The organism is Frigoribacterium sp. Leaf186, from assembly GCF_001423905.1.
Taxonomy (GTDB): domain Bacteria; phylum Actinomycetota; class Actinomycetes; order Actinomycetales; family Microbacteriaceae; genus Frigoribacterium.
Map to the genome: position 1 here is coordinate 200,757 of NZ_LMPQ01000010.1, position 16,882 is coordinate 217,638.

Consider the following 16,882-nt stretch of genomic DNA (forward strand, 5'->3'; position numbering starts at 1 on the left):
CGCGACACTGCACCGCCCCGCCCGACACTGCACCGCGTTTCGTGCACGACACCGTGACTAGTCGCGGTGCCGTGCACGAAACGCGGTGCCGTGAGAGGGAGCCGTGCGGCGCAGGGCTCGCCGCGCGCCCCTACCCCTTCAGGTCGGGGAAGTCCCCGTCGCGCCACTCGGCCGCGGCCCGCTCGCCCGACCGGGCCAGCGCCTCCTCGCGGTCGCGCAGCTCGACGCGGCGGATCTTGCCCGAGATGGTCTTCGGCAGCTCGGCGAACTCGACCCGCCGCACGCGTTCCCACGCGGGCAACGACACCCGGGCGTGCGCGAGCACGGCGCGGGCGGTCTCGGCGTCCGGGGCCCACCCCTCGGCCAGGGTCACGTAGGCCTTGACGACGTGGAGCCGGGTCTCGTCGGGAGCCGGCACGACGGCCGACTCGGCCACCGCGGGGTGCTCGATCAGCATGCTCTCGACCTCGAACGGCGAGATCTTGTAGTCCGACGACTTGAAGACGTCGTCGGTGCGGCCGACGAACGTGATCATGCCGTCGGCGTCGCGCACGGCGACGTCTCCGGTGTGGAACAACCCGTCGCGCATCGACGACTCGGTCCGGTCCGCGTCGCCGAGGTAGCCCGTCATCAGGTTGACCGGACGCGTCGTCAGGTCGAGGCAGACCTCTCCCTCGTCGCCGACGACGCCGGTGACGGGATCGACCAGCACGACGTCGACGCCGGGCAGGGCGCGTCCCATCGACCCGGCCTTGATCGTGCCGCCGGGGGCGTTGGCGACGATGGCGGTCGTCTCGGTCTGCCCGTAGCCGTCGCGGATGTCGAGCCCCCAGCCCTGCTGCACCCGGCCGATCACCTCGGGGTTGAGCGGTTCCCCCGCCGACAGCGCCTCGCGCAGCGCACCCGGCCGCGACCCCAGCGACGACTGGATCAGCATGCGCCAGACCGTCGGCGGCGCGCAGAACGACGTGACCCCGGCCCGCTCGAGCTGGTCGCGCAACTCGGCGGGGCGGAACCGGCCGTAGTTGTAGACGAAGACGGTGGCCTCGGCGGTCCACGGCGCGAAGAAGCAGCTCCAGGCGTGCTTGCCCCAGCCCGGCGACGAGATGGTCATGTGCACGTCGCCCGGCTGCACGCCGAGCCAGTACGTCGTCGTCAGGTGGCCCACCGGGTACGACGCGTGCGAGTGCACCACCATCTTCGGCTTGCTCGTGGTGCCCGAGGTGAAGTAGACGAGGCAGGGGTCCCCCGTCGCGGTCGCGACGTCGGGGCGAACCGAGGAGGCGCGGTGCGAGTCCGCGAACGACGTCCAGCCCGCGGGGGTCGCCTCGCCCTCGGGCACGACGGCGATGCGCGTGACGGCCTCGATCCCCTCGACCCCGGCGAACGCGGCGGCGTCGCCCGCGTTGGCGATCACGTGGCGCACCAGCCCACGGTCGACGCGGTCGGCGAGGTCGGCGCCGCCCAGCACCGTCGAGGTCGGCAGGATGACCGCGCCCACCTTCATGACGGCGAGCATGGCCTCCCACAGCTCGACCTGGTTGCCGAGCATGAGCATGACGTGGTCGCCCTTCGCGACGCCGAGGTCGTGCAGCCACGCGGCGACCTGGTCGCTGCGGCGACGCATGGCGTCGAACGACACCTTCTGTTCGGAGCCGTCCTCTTCGACGATCCAGAGCGCCGTGCGGTCGCTGCCCTCGGCGACGACGTCGAACCAGTCGGTCGCCCAGTTGAAGTGGTCGCCGACGTCCGGCCAGCGGAACTCGTCGCTCGCCCGGTCGAGGTCGTGGCCGAGCCCGAGCAGGTGGTCGCGGGCCGCGCGGTACGCGGCGGTGGCCGGGGCGTCGGCGGCAGGCGTCGCGGCAGGCGTCGCGGCGTGGGCGGCGGGCGCGGCGTCGGCGGCGGGCGCGGCGGGCGAGCGGGGTGCGTCGGGCGTGCGGGGTGCGTCGGGCATCCCGCCATCATGCACCCCCGCCCGTGCCGGGCCCGGCACGGGCTGCGACCGCTCGCCTAGGGTCGTGGCATGACGACCGACGCGACCCGCGCCTCCTCATCCGCCGTCCCGTCCGTCCGCCCGCGGCCGGCCCTCGAGATCGCGGTGACGAGCGCCGCCGGGGCCGTCACGGCGCGCGACGGCGGAGCCGACCGCGTCGAACTCTGCAGCGCCCTCGAGCTCGGCGGCGTGACCCCGTCGCAGGGGCTCGTCGAGGCGACGGTCGCGACGGGCGTGCCGGTGCACGCGCTGGTCCGGTGCCGACCCGGCGGGTTCGCCTACGACGCCGACGAGCTCGACGTGATGGTGCGCGAGATCCGCGCGCTCGTGCGATCCGGCGTGGCCGGCGTCGTCGTCGGCGCACTGCGCGAGGACGGCTCGCTCGACGTCGACGCCGTCCGCTGGTTCGTCGAGGCCGCCCTCGACGCCGCCGCACAGCAGCCGGGCACGACACCCCAGCAACCCGCCCAGACCCCCGCTCGCGCCCGAGGGTCTCGGCCGGTTCCTGGGGTCTCACCGCTCGAAGTCACCGTGCACCGGGCCGTGGACCGGGCGGCGGACCCGGTGGCGGCCGTGGCGGCACTTGCGGGGCTCGGCGTCACGCGCGTGCTGACGTCGGGCGGGGCGTCCACGGTCGGGGCGGGGCTCGCCGCCGGGGTGCTGCCGCGCATGGTCGAGGTGGCGGGCGGGGTGCAGGTGATGGCCGGGGGCGGGGTGCAGCTCGGCGACGTCCCGGCACTCGTGGCCGCGGGCGTCGACGCCGTGCACCTGTCGGCGAAGCGGGCGCAGGCCGTGCGCGCCTCCTCGTCCCGGTCGGGGACGACCGTGTCGCTCGGCACCGAGGCGTCGACCGACTCGTGGTTCGAGACCGACCCCGAGCTGGTCCGCGCAGCACGCCACGCCCTCGACCAGGCCTGACCGGACCAGGCCTGACCCGCCGCCCCCGACGCGTCACCCCGGGGCCGGTGGGCCGACCACCCCGGGTCGCGGGGGTGCACAGTGGAGCGATGACATCGACGTCCCTCCTCGTGATCGGCGGCACCGGGCAGATCAGCGCCTCGGTCGTGCGACAGGCCCTGCGCGACGGCCTCGCCGTGACCGTGCTGAACCGCGGCAGCACGACGATCAGGCCGGTGCCCGCGGGCGTCGAGCAGCTCGTCGCCGACGTCCGCGACGAGGAGGCGCTGGCCGCCGCCCTGAGGGGGCATCGCTTCGACTCCGTGGCCGACTTCCTGACCTTCACGCCCGACCAGCTCGCGTCGATGATGCGGGTCGTCGCCCCGCTGACCGATCAGTACGTGTTCATCGGTTCGGCCTCGGCGTACCAGAAGCCCCCGGTGACCCTGCCGATCACCGAGGCGACGCCGTTGTCGAACCCGTGGTGGTCGTACTCGCGCGACAAGATCGCCTGCGAGCGCCTGCTGCGCGACGAGCACCTCGCCGGGCGGGTGCAGGCGACCGTCGTGCGGCCGTCGCACACCTACGACGAGACGCACGTGCCGCTGCTCGGCGGCTGGACCACGATCGAGCGCATGCGCCGCGGCGACCCGGTCGTGCTGCACGGTGACGGCACGTCGCTCTGGGCGCTGACCCACTCGGCCGACTTCGCCCGGGCGTTCGTCGGCCTGCTCGGCCACCCGGGAGCCCTCGGCGAGGCGTTCCACATCATGTCGCCCGAGCTGCTCACCTGGAACATGATCGCCCGCGACCTGGCCGACGCTGCGGGCGCGTCGTTGCACGTCGTCCACCGCACGACGCAGGTGCTGACCGACGAGGTGCCCGAGTGGACGGCCGACCTCTGCGGCGACCGCAGCCACCCGGCCGTGTTCGACACGTCGAAGATCCGCGCGTTGGTGCCCGGCTGGGAGGCGCGGGTGCCGTTCGCCGAGGGAGCCCGCCAGATCGTCGCCTGGCACGACGCCGACGCCTCACGTCGCACGATGGACCCCTGGGTCGACGACGCCCACGAGCGGCTCGTCGCGCTGTAGCCGGGCGGCAGGGGTCGCGGGCGGCGCGTCATCTGCACCCGCGCCTCCCCCGCTCGTCACCTAGGCTCGTCGCGGGCGAGGGGAGACGGCTATGCGGCTGAAGCTGACACTGATCGACGGGGACGGGGCCCGGCGCGGTGACGACCGGGCACGCGACCTGGCCGTCACGGTCGACATCACGGCCAGCGTCGGCGACATCGCCCGGTACCTGGTCGAGTCCGACCCCGACGCCCCCCGCACGCCGAGGCCCGCGACCCCGACGCTGCGCATGTGGGTGCCCGGGTCGACGACCTCCCGCCTGCTGAACCCGCTGCTGACCGTCCACGAGTCCGGGTTGCGGTCGGGGTGCACCGTCGAGGTGGTCGCCACCGACGACCACCGCATCGGCGACGACCGGCTCGCTCTCCCGGTCGCCCTGCTGCAGGTCACCTCGGGCCCCGACACGGGCCGGGAGTTCCGGCTGGCGTCGGGCACGAGCTACGTCGGACGCGACCCGGGAGCCCACGTGCACCTGTCGGACACCTCGGTGTCGCGCCGGCACGCGAGCGTCAGCGCGACCGAGGGCCTCACCGTCACCGACCTGAACAGCTCGAACGGCATCGAGGTCGACGGCCGACTGGTCGACCGCGCCGTGCTCTCGGAGGGTTCGCTGCTGCGGGTCGGCGACACCGAGATGCGGGTGTCGCTGCTGACCGGGTCGCGACCGCGCCTCCCCCAGCACCGCCTCGACGGCCGGGCCGTCGAGGCCGGCGGCGTGCTGCCCGGCGCGACCGGGTCCCCGACCTCCGGGGCGTCGGCCGCGGGCGGCGCCGCGGCACCCCTCGCGGCGGGCGGCGTCCCCCCGGCTCCCGTCGCCCCCGGCGGGGTCCCGTCGGCGACCGGCGGGCCGTCCGGTCCGCCCCCGTCGCCCGGGTCGGACGGCGTGCTCGCGTCGGACGACCTGCTCGCGTCCGACGACGGGCTCGCGGCCGACGACGGGCTCGCGTCCGACCGGACCCTCGGCGAGACCGAACTGACGGTCGTGACGCGGGTGCCCTCGGCCGGCACCCCGGCGTCGGGCCCCCGGCCGGTCGCCACCACGGCGGCCCCGTCGGCGGGAGCCCCGTCGCCGACCTCCCCCGACGCCCGCGACCACACGACCTTCGTCCGCTCGCCCCGGGTCGAACCGACCTACCCGGGCGAGACCGTCGTCGCCCCCGAACTGCCGACCATCCCCGAGCGCACGAGGTTCCCGGTGCTGGCCGTGGTGGCTCCGGTCATCATGGGCGCCGTGCTGTTCGCCGTGACCCGGCAGGTCTTCAGCCTGCTGTTCATCGCGCTGTCGCCGGTGATCATGATCGGCACCTGGATCGACAACCGCATCCAGAACAAGCGTCGCGGCCGCGACGAACGCGAGCGCTTCGAAGAGTCGCTGGCGGCGAGCCGGGCGCACCTCGAGGACGAGCGCGACCGGCAACGGGAGGCGCGGGTGGCGGAGTCCCCGTCGGCCGACGAGGTCGCGGCGGCGGTCCGCGACCGGTCGCCGCTGCTCTGGACGCGCAAGCCAGAGCACACCACCTTCCTCGAGGTCCGCTTCGGCCTGGGCACCCAGCCGAGTCGCACGGTCGTGACGCCGCCCTCGAAGAACTCGTCGGGGCCCGACCACTGGGACCGCGTCACGCGACTGGTGGACGACTTCGCCGAGGTCGACGGCGTGCCGATCATCGAGAACCTCGAGCGTGCCGGGGCGATCGGCGTCGCCGGCGACTCGACCATCTCGCGCGACGCCGCACGATCGCTCGTGCTGCAGCTCGTCGGGCTGCACTCGCCCGCCGACCTGGTGGTGACGGCCCTGGCATCGGGCGAGTCCCAGAGGGACTGGTCGTGGCTCACCTGGCTGCCGCACGTCGACTCGCCGCACAGCCCCCTGAGCAGTTCGGGGCTGGCCGGCGACTTCACCTCGGCCACGATGCTCATGGCCGAGCTCGAGGAGCTCGTCGCGACGCGTCGCGAGGCCGGTGCGGGGCGAGGCGAGACGGTGCGGTCGCGGCTCGACCGTGCGCGCACCGCCGACGCCGAGCACGGCGCCTCGGTGGACTCGCTGCCGGCGGTGCCGGCCGTCCTCGTCGTCGTGGCGCACGAGTTGCCGGCGGACCGCGCCCGCCTCGTGGCCATCGCCGAGCAGGGGCCCGACTACGGCGTCTTCGTGCTGTGGCTCGCGAGCACGGTGGCGTCGCTGCCGGTCGTCTGCCGCACCTACCTCGACGTCGACGGCGACACGGGCCAGGCCGCGGTCGGCTTCGTCCGCAGCGGCGTCCGGGTCGCGCTCGAACGGCTCGAGACGACGAGCTCGATCGACGCCCTCGAGGCCGCGCGCCTGCTGGCGCCGGTCGAGGACTCCGGAGCCCCCGTGCTCGACGAGTCCGACCTGCCGCACCGCGTGGGGTTCCTCGACCTGCTCGAGGGTCGGGTCGCCGACCAGTCGGACGCCGTCGTCCAGCGCTGGATGAAGAACGACAGCCTCACCTCGGCCTGGCGCCCGGGCTCGCACCGTGAGCCCGGAGGCATCCGCGCGCTCGTCGGGCAGGGGCCCGCCGAGGCGTTCGCCCTCGACCTGCGACGGCACGGTCCGCACGCCCTGGTCGGCGGCACGACCGGGTCGGGCAAGAGCGAGTTCCTGCAGACCTGGATCATGGGCATGGCGACCGAGCACTCGCCCGACCGCGTGACGTTCCTGCTGGTCGACTACAAAGGAGGCGCGGCGTTCGCCGAGTGCGTCGACCTGCCCCACACGGTCGGCCTCGTCACCGACCTCAACACGCACCTCGTGCGGCGGGCCCTCACCTCGCTGCGGGCCGAGCTCACCCACCGCGAGCACCTGCTGAACGCCAAGGGGGCGAAGGACCTCGAGACGCTCGAGAAGCGCGGTGACCGGGACGCGCCTCCGTCGCTCGTCATCGTGATCGACGAGTTCGCCGCCCTCGCCCGCGAGGTGCCCGAGTTCGTCGACGGCGTGATCGACGTCGCCCAGCGCGGACGGTCGTTGGGGCTGCACCTGATCATGGCGACCCAGCGCCCGGCCGGCGTCATCAAGGACAACCTGCGAGCCAACACGAACCTCCGCGTCGCCCTGCGGGTCTCGGACGAGGCCGACAGCCAGGACGTGCTGGGCGTGCCCACGGCGGCGTTCTTCTCGCCGGGCACGCCCGGTCGAGCCGCCGCCAAGCTCGGCCCCGGGCGCGTGCTGGACTTCCAGTCCGCGTACCTCGGCGGCTGGACCTCGGACGACGACCGGAGCAGGCCCGACGTCGAGGTCACCGAGCTGGTCTTCGGTCGCGGCCGCGACTGGGTCGTGGCGAGCTCCGACAACCGGCGGGACGAGTCGGCGCCCCGCGACATCGAGCGGCTGGCCGCGACGATCCGGCGCGCGTCGTCGGCCGTGGGCCTGGCCGCCCCGCGACGCCCCTGGCTCGAGCCGCTGCCCGACCGCCTCGACCTCGCCGACCTGCCGCCCTCGACCGGCAGCGGCCTCGTCATCGGCCTGCGCGACGAGCCCTCGGCCCAGCGGCAGGCGCCCTACGTGCTCGACCTCGACCGGACCGGCAACGTCGCGGTGATCGGCACCGGCGGCAGCGGCCGGTCCGCCGCCCTGCGCACCGTCGCCGTGGCCGCCTCGGCGGTCGCCCGGCAGCACCCGGTGTGGGTGCACGGCATCGACTTCTCGGGCGGCGGCCTAGCCTCGCTCGAGTCGCTGCCCACCGTCGGCTCGATCGTGGACGGCGACGACGACGAGCGGGTCGCCCGGCTCTTCGCCGAGCTGGAGGCGCTGGTCGACGAGCGCTCCGCCCTCTTCTCGGCCGCCCGCGTCGGCAGCCTCGCCGACCACCGCGCGGCGACCGGCACCGCGCTGCCCCGCGTCCTCGTCCTGGTCGACGGCATGGCGGCCTTCCGGGCAGGGTACGAGTTCCGGTCCGGAGGCGCGGTGTTCGACCGCTTCGCCGACCTCCTGGCCGTCGGTCGCCAGGTGGGACTGCACTTCGTGCTGACCGCCGACCGGCTCGGCGCCTTCTCGACCACGCTGCAGTCCAACCTGCAGACGAGGCTCGTGCTGCGCCTGGCGAGCGAAGGCGACTACGCCGTCGCCGGGGTGAAGCCCGACGTGTTCGTCGACGCTCCCGCCGGTCGCGCGGTGATCGACGGGCTCGAGGTGCAGCTCGCCGTCGCGGGTGGCACCCCCGACGTCGCCGCCCAGGCCGAGGTCGTCGACACCCTGGCCGCCTCGCTCGGCGACCACGTGTCGGCTGCCCCCGGCGTCCGCCGCCTGCCCGAGCGGATCTCCGCCACCTCGTTGCCCGCCGACGTCGACGGACGTCCGACCCTCGGCCTCGCCGACGAGACGCTGGCGCCCGTGGCCGTCCCGCTCGACGGGCTCTTCGTCGTCACCGGCCCGTTCGGGTCGGGCCGCACCACCACGATGACGACCGTGCTGCGGGGCATCCGGGCGACCCGCCCGAGCTGGCAGCCCTACCTGGTGGCGGCCCGACGCGGCCGGCTCGGCGGGGCGCTCGACTGGGTCGAGGCGTCGAGCGACGCGGAGTCCGCCGACGCCCTAACGACGTCCCTGGCCCTGCGGATCGAGTCCGCCCCGGCCGGCACCGAGCTCGACCTCGTCGTCGCGGTCGAGAGCGTCCCCGACCTCGAGGCGCTGCCGGCGGACGGGTCGGTCGCGCGCCTCCTGAAGGCGGCGCGGCGCGCCGGGGTCGTGGTGGTCGCCGAGACCGACACGATCACCGGCGGCGGTGCGTGGCAGACGTTCTCCGAGCTCAAGGCGGCCCGGGCGGGCATCGTGATGCAGCCGGAGGAGACCGACGGGCTGCAGCTGTTCCGGACGCAGTTCCCCCGCGTGACCCGCAAGGACTTCCCCGTGGGCCGGGGACTGCTGGTCGACCAGGGACGGGTGTCGCGGGTGCAGGTGGCCCTGCCCGCGGCGCCCGTCTCGCCCGCGCAGTCACCCTCGACCTCACCCCCGGGCAAAGTCGATTCAGCCGCATATTAAGGTGCGGATCGTGCACCGATCTGCTTGCATGTCGACGCGGGGCCGACAGCTCCGTCTACCGACGACCACCACCGGGGGGAACACCATGCCCAACATGAACGTCTCGTACCAAGAGCTCAACAGCAACGCCGACCGCCTGCTGGCCGGTCGCGACGAGATCAACGCCACCCTGTCGAAGCTGCAGTCGCAGATCGCCGCGTTGACCAGTGCCGGGTTCCAGACCGACAAGTCGTCGGGCGCCTACAACGACGCCTACACGCGCTTCACCACCGGTGCGCAGAACGCCATCGGCGGCCTCAACGACCTCTCGACCTTCCTCCGCACGACCGCGACGACGCTCGGCGACGTCGACTCGCAGCTCGCCTCGCGCATCGGTCGCTGACGACCGACGAGCGATGGCCGGCCGCCCGGGGGGCGACCGGCCGCGAGGGGTGACGCATGTACGGGGACACGAACCGGCTGCGCGCGAAGGCCACCGAGCTGCGCACGGTGGCCGACGAGTTGCGCGGCAGGGCACGCACGATGATCGACGACGCCGCGAACGTGGCGTGGACGTCGCCTGCCGCCGACGCGCTGCGGGCGAGGGTGACGACGACGGCCGACGACCTGGGGCGACGAGCCTCGCAGGTCGACGACGCCGCCGACGCGCTCGAGCAGCACGCCCGCCGGGTCGACGAGGTCAAGCAGGCCATCGAGGACGCCGCCGCGTGGGTCGGTGAGCGCTGGAACGACGCCGTGCACGTCGCCCGCACCGTCCGCGAGTTCGTCGAGGACGTCCCGGCGAACGCCGTCACCGGCTTCATGAGGGTGGTCTCGACGGTCGCGGCCGCCGCCGAGGACGTCGTCGAGGGCGTCGCGTCCAAGGTCAAGGTCTTCTACTACGAGGTGGCCGGGGTCCAGGTGCCCGAGCAGAAGGTGATCCGGGCCCGAGAGATCGCCACGGCGGTGCCGAGTACGCCGGTCGCCGGGTCGAAGGACTGGCTCGACCTGAAGGACACGTTCGTCTCGCGGGGCTGGTCGTGACCGGCAGCGGGTCCTCGAGGCCCGCCGTGCCGCCCGTCTCGCGCTTCGACCTCACGGCCGACGAGTACCGCTGGCTCGTGCGGGGCCTGCCCGGGCTCACGCTGCCGGCCGACTGGACGCTCGGCGCGGGCGAGACGGCTCGCCCTGGCGAGACGCCGCGCCCCGAGGCGCTGGCCGCCCTCGCCGCCAAGGGCGTGCTGCTCGAGGTCACCGACGACCTCGACCTGCGCCCCCACACGTCTCCCGCCGTGCTGGCGGGGTTGGCGTTGCACTCGGTGGGTCAGGTTCGCGCCGTCGTCCAGGCCTGGCAGCCCGAGGTCGAGACCCGCGTGCTGGTCGACCTCGTCGGCCCGACCGCAGCCGGGCTCGCGTTCCGTCGTGCCACGGGCAGCGACTTCGCCGACGCCACGGTCGAGGTCACCCTCGCGCCGCTCGAGGCACTGACCGACGAGCTCCTGTCGCACCTGCCCGCCGGCGGCCGCGAGGCCGCGCCGATCACGCACCGCAGCCTCGGGTTGGCCGAGTCCCGGGCCGTGATCGCGGCCCTCGAGCGCGGCGAGGGTCCCGTCACCGCGCAGGTCGTCGAACAGGTCCACGCCTCCGACTCGGTCGACCTGCTGCGGCAACTGACGGGCACGCTGCCCACGGGGTTCCGGGTGACGTTCGCCTCGCGGGCGTCCGACGGCGCCTGGACCGGTGCCTGGCTGCTGGGCGAGACGGACTGGATCAAGATCGGGCTGGCCGTCCCGGTGGCCGCGGCGGGCGTGCCCGAGCGCCTGGCCGAACAGACGAGGGTGCACCTGACGAGCGTGGGGCGCGGCATGGTCCGCGCCGACCTGCTCGGGGTGCTGGCGACATGGGTGAAGGAGGCGCGCGATGGCTGACGACGATCTGCTCGGCGACATGGTCGACGGGTTCCTCGAGAAGGGCGACCTGCCGGTCGCGATGAGGGACGCCTCGCGCGACCTGGGCGAGAAGGGCGCCGCCGCCGCGGTGGACACCTCGCGAGCGACGGCCGGGGCCGCCGGCGACCTCACGGCGACCTACTCCGACATCGAGCGGCTGGCGACCACGCTGGGCGCCCACTCGGCCTTCGTCGCCGGGCGCGTCACGACGGTCGGCGGCGTCCTCACGGACGGGGACTTCGTCGAGTCGGCCGTGTTGTCGCCCGGCACGGCCGCCACCGTGACCGGCGTCGTGGTCGGCGCGACCGCGGCCCTGGCGCTCTCGATCGCCGCCGCCGACGCACTGGCCGTCGTGACGGTCGCCGTGGTGTCCACCTACGAACTGGCCGACAGCGCCCTGCAGGTCTCGGCCGCCGGTCTCGGCGGGGCCGTCAGCGTGACGGTGTCGCTGCTCGGCGGCACGGTGTCGGTGGCGGCGTCGGCCGTCACGACCGGCGAGCAGCTGAAGGGCGTGCTGGGCCTGACGGGTTACCTGCTGGCCTCGGCTCTCGAGTCGGGTGTGGTCGCCGTCGGCACCGAGGGCCTCAAGGCCCTGGTCGGCGGCGTCGGCGACACGTGGCAGCAGTACGTCGACGACCCGGGTCAGCTGCTCACCGGCCTGCCGGGACTGCAGTCGGCACTCGGTGACAACGTGGCGAAGAACTACGACGACGTCGCGGCCTGGGGCAACTTCATCCAGGGCATGCAGTCCTCGCTCGGTGCCCTCGGCCCCGGCTACGACGTCGTCGTCAAGGGTCTGCTCGCCACCGGCGACACCCTCGGCATGTTCGAGGACGGCGAGGCCGTGCTCGGGGGCAGCCAGAACAGTCAGCAGGTGCTGGACCAACGCGAGATGAAGGCTGCGGCGGACGCCTACGAGGCGCTGTACGGGGACGATGCCGACCTCTCGTTCGAGGAGTTCTACGCCCAGAACTACGCTGCCGACGGGAAGGCAGCGCCTCACGATCTCGCGGGACTGCTGCTCGGTGCCCAGCAGGTGGACGCCATGGGCGCCAAAGACGAGGGGGTCGTCAGGATCATCGCGACGGAAGGCGAAGACGGCGTCGTCCGTTACACGGTTCAGATTCCGAGCACTCAGCAGTGGAACCCCTACGCGGGTACCGCCAACCCCAATGACCTGACGTCCGACATGCACGCCATCGCCAACGGCGATCAGACCGCGCTCGCGCAGGCGACCTACGATGCCATGGCGAGGGCAGGCATCTCGAAGAGCGACCCCGTCATGCTCGTGGGCTTCAGCCTCGGTGGCATCACGGCGGGTGCCATGGCGGCAGGGGACTCCGGCTACAACATCCAGCAGGTCGTCACGGCCGGCTCGCCGATCGCCAACTTCGACATTCCATCCACCACCCGCGTGACGTCCTTGGAATCGGGACAAGACCCCATCGCCATCCTCGACGGCGCGTCGAACCCCACCACCGCCAACAGGACGCTCGTCAGCGGTGACGCGCCGTCTCTCCACACAGATGACGGCTCCGTGAACCCATCGAACGCCCACGACGCCTTGAGGTACGCATCGATGGCATCCGCATCACCCGCCAATGCCGATCCTGACATCAGCAGGTTCCTAGGAGGTACCAGTGAAGACTTCTTCGTCACGCGGCGACCGTGACGTCACTCGTCGTCGAGTGAGGTCGCTGCGGTTGATCACGCTGTCGATCGGAGTGGCGGCGGTCCTCGCCGGTTGCACGACGACGGCCGAGGTGCCGGACGGTGGTCAGAGCCGAGCATCAGCCTTGGGCGATCTCGACAGCACAGGATTCACGGACGTCGAGTTACTACTCACCGACTCGCAGAACGGCTTCCAGAGCACGAAATCGACCGACCTCTTCGTGGGCCTGCCCGAGGGCGCCGTCATCAACGATCAGGCCGCGGTCCTCGACTACCTGCTTCGGACGGCCTGGTCCGTGTCCGACGTCGAACCCGACAGCTCCATCACGGCGGGGTTCAAGGGCGCCCTTGAAGACATCGACTGGGTGGCCGTCGGCAACGCCGACGGACTCCCCCTCTCCGACCGGACGTCAGCGACGAACCCCACCCTGAGCGTCGACGACGCGACGAGCACCTTCGGCCCGTGGCCGGGCGACGTGCCCGTCCTGCCCGCCGGGGCGATCACCCTGCCGTGAGCGGTCGCCGGCGCATCGCCTCGGGAGGAGCCGCCGCTGTCGCCTTCGGGCTGCTCCTCACGTCCTGCGGTTCACCCGCGTCGTCGAACGTGACCGCTGACGACGCAGAACTGACCTTGTCCACCGTCGACGGCGTGGACTCGGCCGTGGTCGACGCATCGCAGAGCTACGAAGGTCTCGACCGCCGCAGCAGGGTGGCGGTCGAGATGACGCTCACCGACGGCCGTGTCGCCCAAGATGCCTCAGATCTCGTGACGTTCGTCCTGGGGGTGGCGTGGAGCGTGGGGCCGCGTCAACCGAGTGACGTCGTCTCCGTCGGTTTCCGAGGATCGCCCGCTGAGACCGTCGACTGGAAGGACGCCGCGACGACTGCCGGCTTCACACCCCTCGACATGCTCGACGGTTCACGTTTCTCCGCGTCGACGGACGACCTGACCACGGCGTTCGGCCCGTGGCCGGGCGACGTCCCGGACGCTCCCCCCGGGATCATCACGCAGCCGTGAGCGCGCCTGATGGATCGAGCAGGTCAGCTCACCCACGAAAGGGTCTTCGGTGGTGATGAGACGTCGATCACAGCGGATGAAGACCTTGAGTGGTTCTCTCGTTCTCCTCGTGCTCCTGTCGGGTTGCGCGTCTGGACCGTCGGAGCGTGGTGGCCAGTCACGCGATGACGCCACGGCGGCACTCGAAGCTCTCGGGTTCGCCGATGTCGACATCCAGTTGTCGAAGTCCTACAACGGGTTCCAGGCGACGACGGCCACCCGGGTCTTCGTGTCACTCCCGTCGACGGCCACCGTCACCGATCAGGAGGCGGTCATGAGGTACCTGTTCGACACGGCGTGGTCCGTCGACGACCGTCGACCGAACTCGTCGATCGGAGTCGGATTCCTCGATCCCCTCTCGTCCACCAACTGGTACCAGGTCGGGGTCGACGCGGGGCTCCCGCTCTAAGACTCGAACGGCGGCCCTGCCTCACCGCGCATCGAGGTCGAGGACGCCACGCAGACCCTCGGGCCATGGCCGGGCGACGTGCCCACCCTGCCCGCCGGGGCGATCACCCTGCCCTGAGCCCCCTACCCGGTCGTCGGGCGGCTGAGGTCGCACCACCGTCGCGTCGTCGAACCATCACGGGCGTGGTTCGATGACGCGAGCGTGGTGCGACCTCGGCCCCGGGTCCCCTCGCGCGTCGTACACGCTCGACCTGCGTCCCGGGCGACCAGCACGCCGTCGCACCGCCGACTGAACGTCGCACCGCCGATGGAGGCGGTGCGACGTTCACCTGACGGTGCGACGCAGCGCGGGCGCGGGCGCGGGCGCGGGCGCGGGCGCGGGCCCGGGCGCCGCCGTGGGCGACGAGGCGCGAGCCACGGCAGCGTCCTCCGACCCGGCCCGCACCGCGGGCACCGCGACGGGCAGCGTCAGCCGGAACACCGCGCCGGGCCGTCCGAACCCGGGGGCCTCGCAGACCAGGTCGCCGCCGTGGGCGCGGGCGAGACCGCGGGCGATGGGCAGGCCCAGGCCCGCGCCTCCGTCCCCGGACCGTCGGGCCTCGTCGAGTCGCACCAGCCGGTCGAACACCCGCTCGCGGTCGCCCTCGGGCACGCCCGGGCCGTCGTCCGAGACCAGCACCGAGACCTCGTCGGCCCGGGACGCGTCGAGCCACAGCGTCACCTGCCCCGTGCCACCCGTCGCGCGGGCCGCGTTGTCGACGAGGTTGCCGACGACCTGCGAGACGCGCCCCGCGTCGGCGGCGACCACGACCGGCCCGTCGGGCAGCACCACGCGCAGGTCGAGCGACGGCCGTCGCAGGCGCTGGCGTTCGACGTCGGCGAGCAGCGACGCCCCGAGGTCGACGGGTGCGACGTCGAGCGAGATGCCCTGGTCGACGCGCGCCATCAGCAGCATGTCGTCGATCAGCCGGGAGGCGCGCTCGGCCTCGCGCACCACGTGCGTCGCGAGGCGCTCGCGTTCGTCGGCCGTGCCGGGCGACCGTACGAGGGTGTCGGCCGCGGCGCGCATCCCCGCCACGGGGGTGCGCAGTTCGTGGGCGGCGTCCGACACGAAGGCCCGCACCCGCGTCTCGGCGTCGAGTGCGGCCCGCTCGGCCCCCTCGACGCCGTCGAGCATCTCGTCGAACGCGACGGCGACGCGGCCGATCTCGGTGTCGCGTCGGGCGGGGCGCAGGCGCCGGCCGCGGTCCCCGTGCGCGATGGACCGTGCCACGCCGGTCATCCGGTCGAGCGGTCGCAGCGTCGCCCGGACCACGAGGGCCAGGCCGATCGCCGCGATCAGCAGGAACGCCGCGGAGGCGCCGATCATCACCCAGCGCAGCTGCACCAGGGTCTCGCCGACCGACCGCGAGTCGGTGGTCAGCGTGATCGTCGAGCCGTCGCTGAGCTGCGAGACGAGGGTGGTCACCTCGTCGTCGCTCCTGGCCTCGGACGAGCTGACCGTGACCGAGTCCGACGAGGAGGCGCCGGCTGCGTCCCCGGGGGCGGCCCCCGTCGACGAGTCACCGGTCGCCGAGTCACCGGTCGCCGAGGAGCCGTCTGACGAGGAGCCGGAACCGGTGTTGCCGTCGGCGTCGGTGCCCGCGCCTCCTGGTCCGTCGGTGAGGCCGGAGGCCGGGCCGGCGGGACCGGGGCCTCCCTCGCCGAGTGCGGGTGGGCCCTCGCGCAGCTGCTCGGGGCTCGGACCGGCGACGATCGCGTCGCCGTTCGCGTCGCGGATGACGACCGACAGCCCCTGGGCCGACAGGCGGTCGGCGAGCTCGTCGCCGTCGACCGTGCCGACCAGGGCGGCGGCGGCCGCGGCCCGGTCCGACAGCCGGTCGACGACCTGGGCCCGGAGGCGCTGGCCGAGGGTGAGCTCGACCGTCACGGCGAGCGCTGCCAGCAGGACGGCGAGCAGCAGCAGCACGGCGACGACCGTGCGGACGCGCAACGAGCCGGTGCGCAGGCCGGGTGCGGTGTCGTCGGGGGCCCGACCCGCGCCTCCTCGGGGGCGCGTGGGGGCGTCGTGCGGGCGCGTCGGCTCGCCCGTCGTCAAGGAGGCGCGGCGCGGCCGGGTCACGCGCTCATCCGGTAGCCGAGACCGCGGACGGTGTGGATCAGGCGGGGGCCGTGGGTCTCCATCTTGCGGCGGAGGGCGCTGAGGTGCACCTCGACGAGGTTGGGGTCGTAGACGTCGTAGCCCCAGACCTGGGTGAGGATCTGCGTCTTCGAGACGGTGCGTCCGCGGCTCTCGGCGAGGAACCCCAGCAGGCGGAACTCGGTCGCGGTGAGGTCGAGCGGTTCGCCGCCGCGCGTGATGCGGGCCGCCTCGGGGTCGACCACGAGGTCACCGACCTCGATCACGGACGGGATGCGACCTCGACGGCGCAGCACGGCCGTGACGCGCGCGATGAGCTCGGCCACGGCGAAGGGCTTGACCACGTAGTCGTCGACGCCCTCCGAGAAGCCGCGCAGCCGGTCGTCGACCTCGTCGCGCGCCGTCAGCATGACGACGGCGGCGTCGGAGGAGGTGCGGATCGTGCTCGCCAGGCGGATGCCGCTCGCGCCGGGCAGCATCCAGTCGAGCACCACGAGGTCGGGCACGAACGCCTTGAGCTGCTCGGGCAGGTCGGAGCCGTCGGCCAGGCCGCGCACGGCGAAGCCCTCGGCACCGAACGCGGTGACGACGGCGGTGCGGATGGTCTCGTCGTCGTCGATCACGAGGACACGGGCGGGGCTGAGCATCCACGCACGGTAGGT

13 protein-coding genes are annotated in these 16,882 nt (G+C 73.4%); 10 read left to right on the forward strand and 3 right to left on the reverse strand.

All coding sequences use genetic code 11. The features are described 5' to 3' along the window. Positions 1-130 precede the first annotated feature (130 nt). The gene (locus ASG05_RS07710; protein WP_082486549.1) at positions 131-1,954 is read right to left on the reverse strand and encodes an AMP-binding protein; all 1,824 of its coding nucleotides are present in this window, start codon (positions 1,952-1,954) and stop codon (positions 131-133) included. Between the two features lie 69 nt (positions 1,955-2,023). On the opposite strand from ASG05_RS07710, the gene ASG05_RS07715 reads away from it, so the two are divergent. The 10 genes from ASG05_RS07715 to ASG05_RS16590 all read left to right on the forward strand — a co-directional run bounded on the left by ASG05_RS07715 (position 2,024) and on the right by ASG05_RS16590 (position 14,081). Further along, positions 2,024-2,911 carry a copper homeostasis protein CutC gene (locus ASG05_RS07715; protein WP_056259545.1) on the forward strand — a complete coding sequence of 296 codons (888 nt, stop codon included), beginning with the start codon at positions 2,024-2,026 and terminating at the stop codon, positions 2,909-2,911. A gap of 89 nt (positions 2,912-3,000) precedes the next feature. Further along, positions 3,001-3,981 carry an NAD-dependent epimerase/dehydratase family protein gene (locus ASG05_RS07720; RefSeq protein ID WP_056259547.1) on the forward strand — a complete coding sequence of 327 codons (981 nt, stop codon included), beginning with the start codon at positions 3,001-3,003 and terminating at the stop codon, positions 3,979-3,981. 91 nt (positions 3,982-4,072) lie between these two features. Next, on the forward strand, positions 4,073-9,016 hold the full coding sequence (locus ASG05_RS07725) for an FtsK/SpoIIIE domain-containing protein (protein ID WP_056259549.1): 4,944 nt from the start codon (positions 4,073-4,075) through the stop codon (positions 9,014-9,016). Between the two features lie 85 nt (positions 9,017-9,101). Continuing rightward, on the forward strand, positions 9,102-9,398 hold the full coding sequence (locus tag ASG05_RS07730; RefSeq protein WP_056259551.1) for a WXG100 family type VII secretion target: 297 nt from the start codon (positions 9,102-9,104) through the stop codon (positions 9,396-9,398). 56 nt (positions 9,399-9,454) lie between these two features. Continuing rightward, positions 9,455-10,039, forward strand: coding sequence for a hypothetical protein (locus ASG05_RS07735; protein ID WP_056259553.1), 585 nt, complete (start codon positions 9,455-9,457; stop codon positions 10,037-10,039). Next, on the forward strand, positions 10,036-10,923 hold the full coding sequence (locus tag ASG05_RS07740; protein WP_056259555.1) for a hypothetical protein: 888 nt from the start codon (positions 10,036-10,038) through the stop codon (positions 10,921-10,923). The genes ASG05_RS07735 and ASG05_RS07740 overlap by 4 nt, the downstream gene beginning before the upstream one ends. Beyond that, positions 10,916-12,616, forward strand: a complete 1,701-nt coding sequence (locus ASG05_RS07745; RefSeq protein ID WP_056259557.1) for a hypothetical protein — start codon at positions 10,916-10,918, stop codon at positions 12,614-12,616. Before ASG05_RS07740 ends, ASG05_RS07745 begins: the two co-directional genes overlap by 8 nt. A gap of 124 nt (positions 12,617-12,740) precedes the next feature. After that, the gene (locus ASG05_RS07750) at positions 12,741-13,130 is read left to right on the forward strand and encodes a hypothetical protein (protein WP_157490127.1); all 390 of its coding nucleotides are present in this window, start codon (positions 12,741-12,743) and stop codon (positions 13,128-13,130) included. A 116-nt stretch (positions 13,131-13,246) separates the two neighbouring features. Further along, the gene (locus tag ASG05_RS07755; RefSeq protein ID WP_157490128.1) at positions 13,247-13,633 is read left to right on the forward strand and encodes a hypothetical protein; all 387 of its coding nucleotides are present in this window, start codon (positions 13,247-13,249) and stop codon (positions 13,631-13,633) included. A gap of 217 nt (positions 13,634-13,850) precedes the next feature. Then, entirely contained in the window at positions 13,851-14,081 is a 231-nt protein-coding gene (locus ASG05_RS16590) for a hypothetical protein (RefSeq protein ID WP_056259563.1), read from the forward strand. 324 nt (positions 14,082-14,405) lie between these two features. Here ASG05_RS16590 and ASG05_RS07765 read toward each other — a convergent pair whose 3' ends face one another. Both ASG05_RS07765 and ASG05_RS07770 read right to left on the reverse strand, forming a co-directional pair. After that, positions 14,406-16,202, reverse strand: a complete 1,797-nt coding sequence (locus ASG05_RS07765; protein WP_235491438.1) for a HAMP domain-containing sensor histidine kinase — start codon at positions 16,200-16,202, stop codon at positions 14,406-14,408. Continuing rightward, positions 16,199-16,867, reverse strand: coding sequence for a response regulator transcription factor (locus tag ASG05_RS07770; RefSeq protein WP_056259564.1), 669 nt, complete (start codon positions 16,865-16,867; stop codon positions 16,199-16,201). Before ASG05_RS07770 ends, ASG05_RS07765 begins: the two co-directional genes overlap by 4 nt. Between the last annotated feature and the right edge of the window lie 15 nt (positions 16,868-16,882).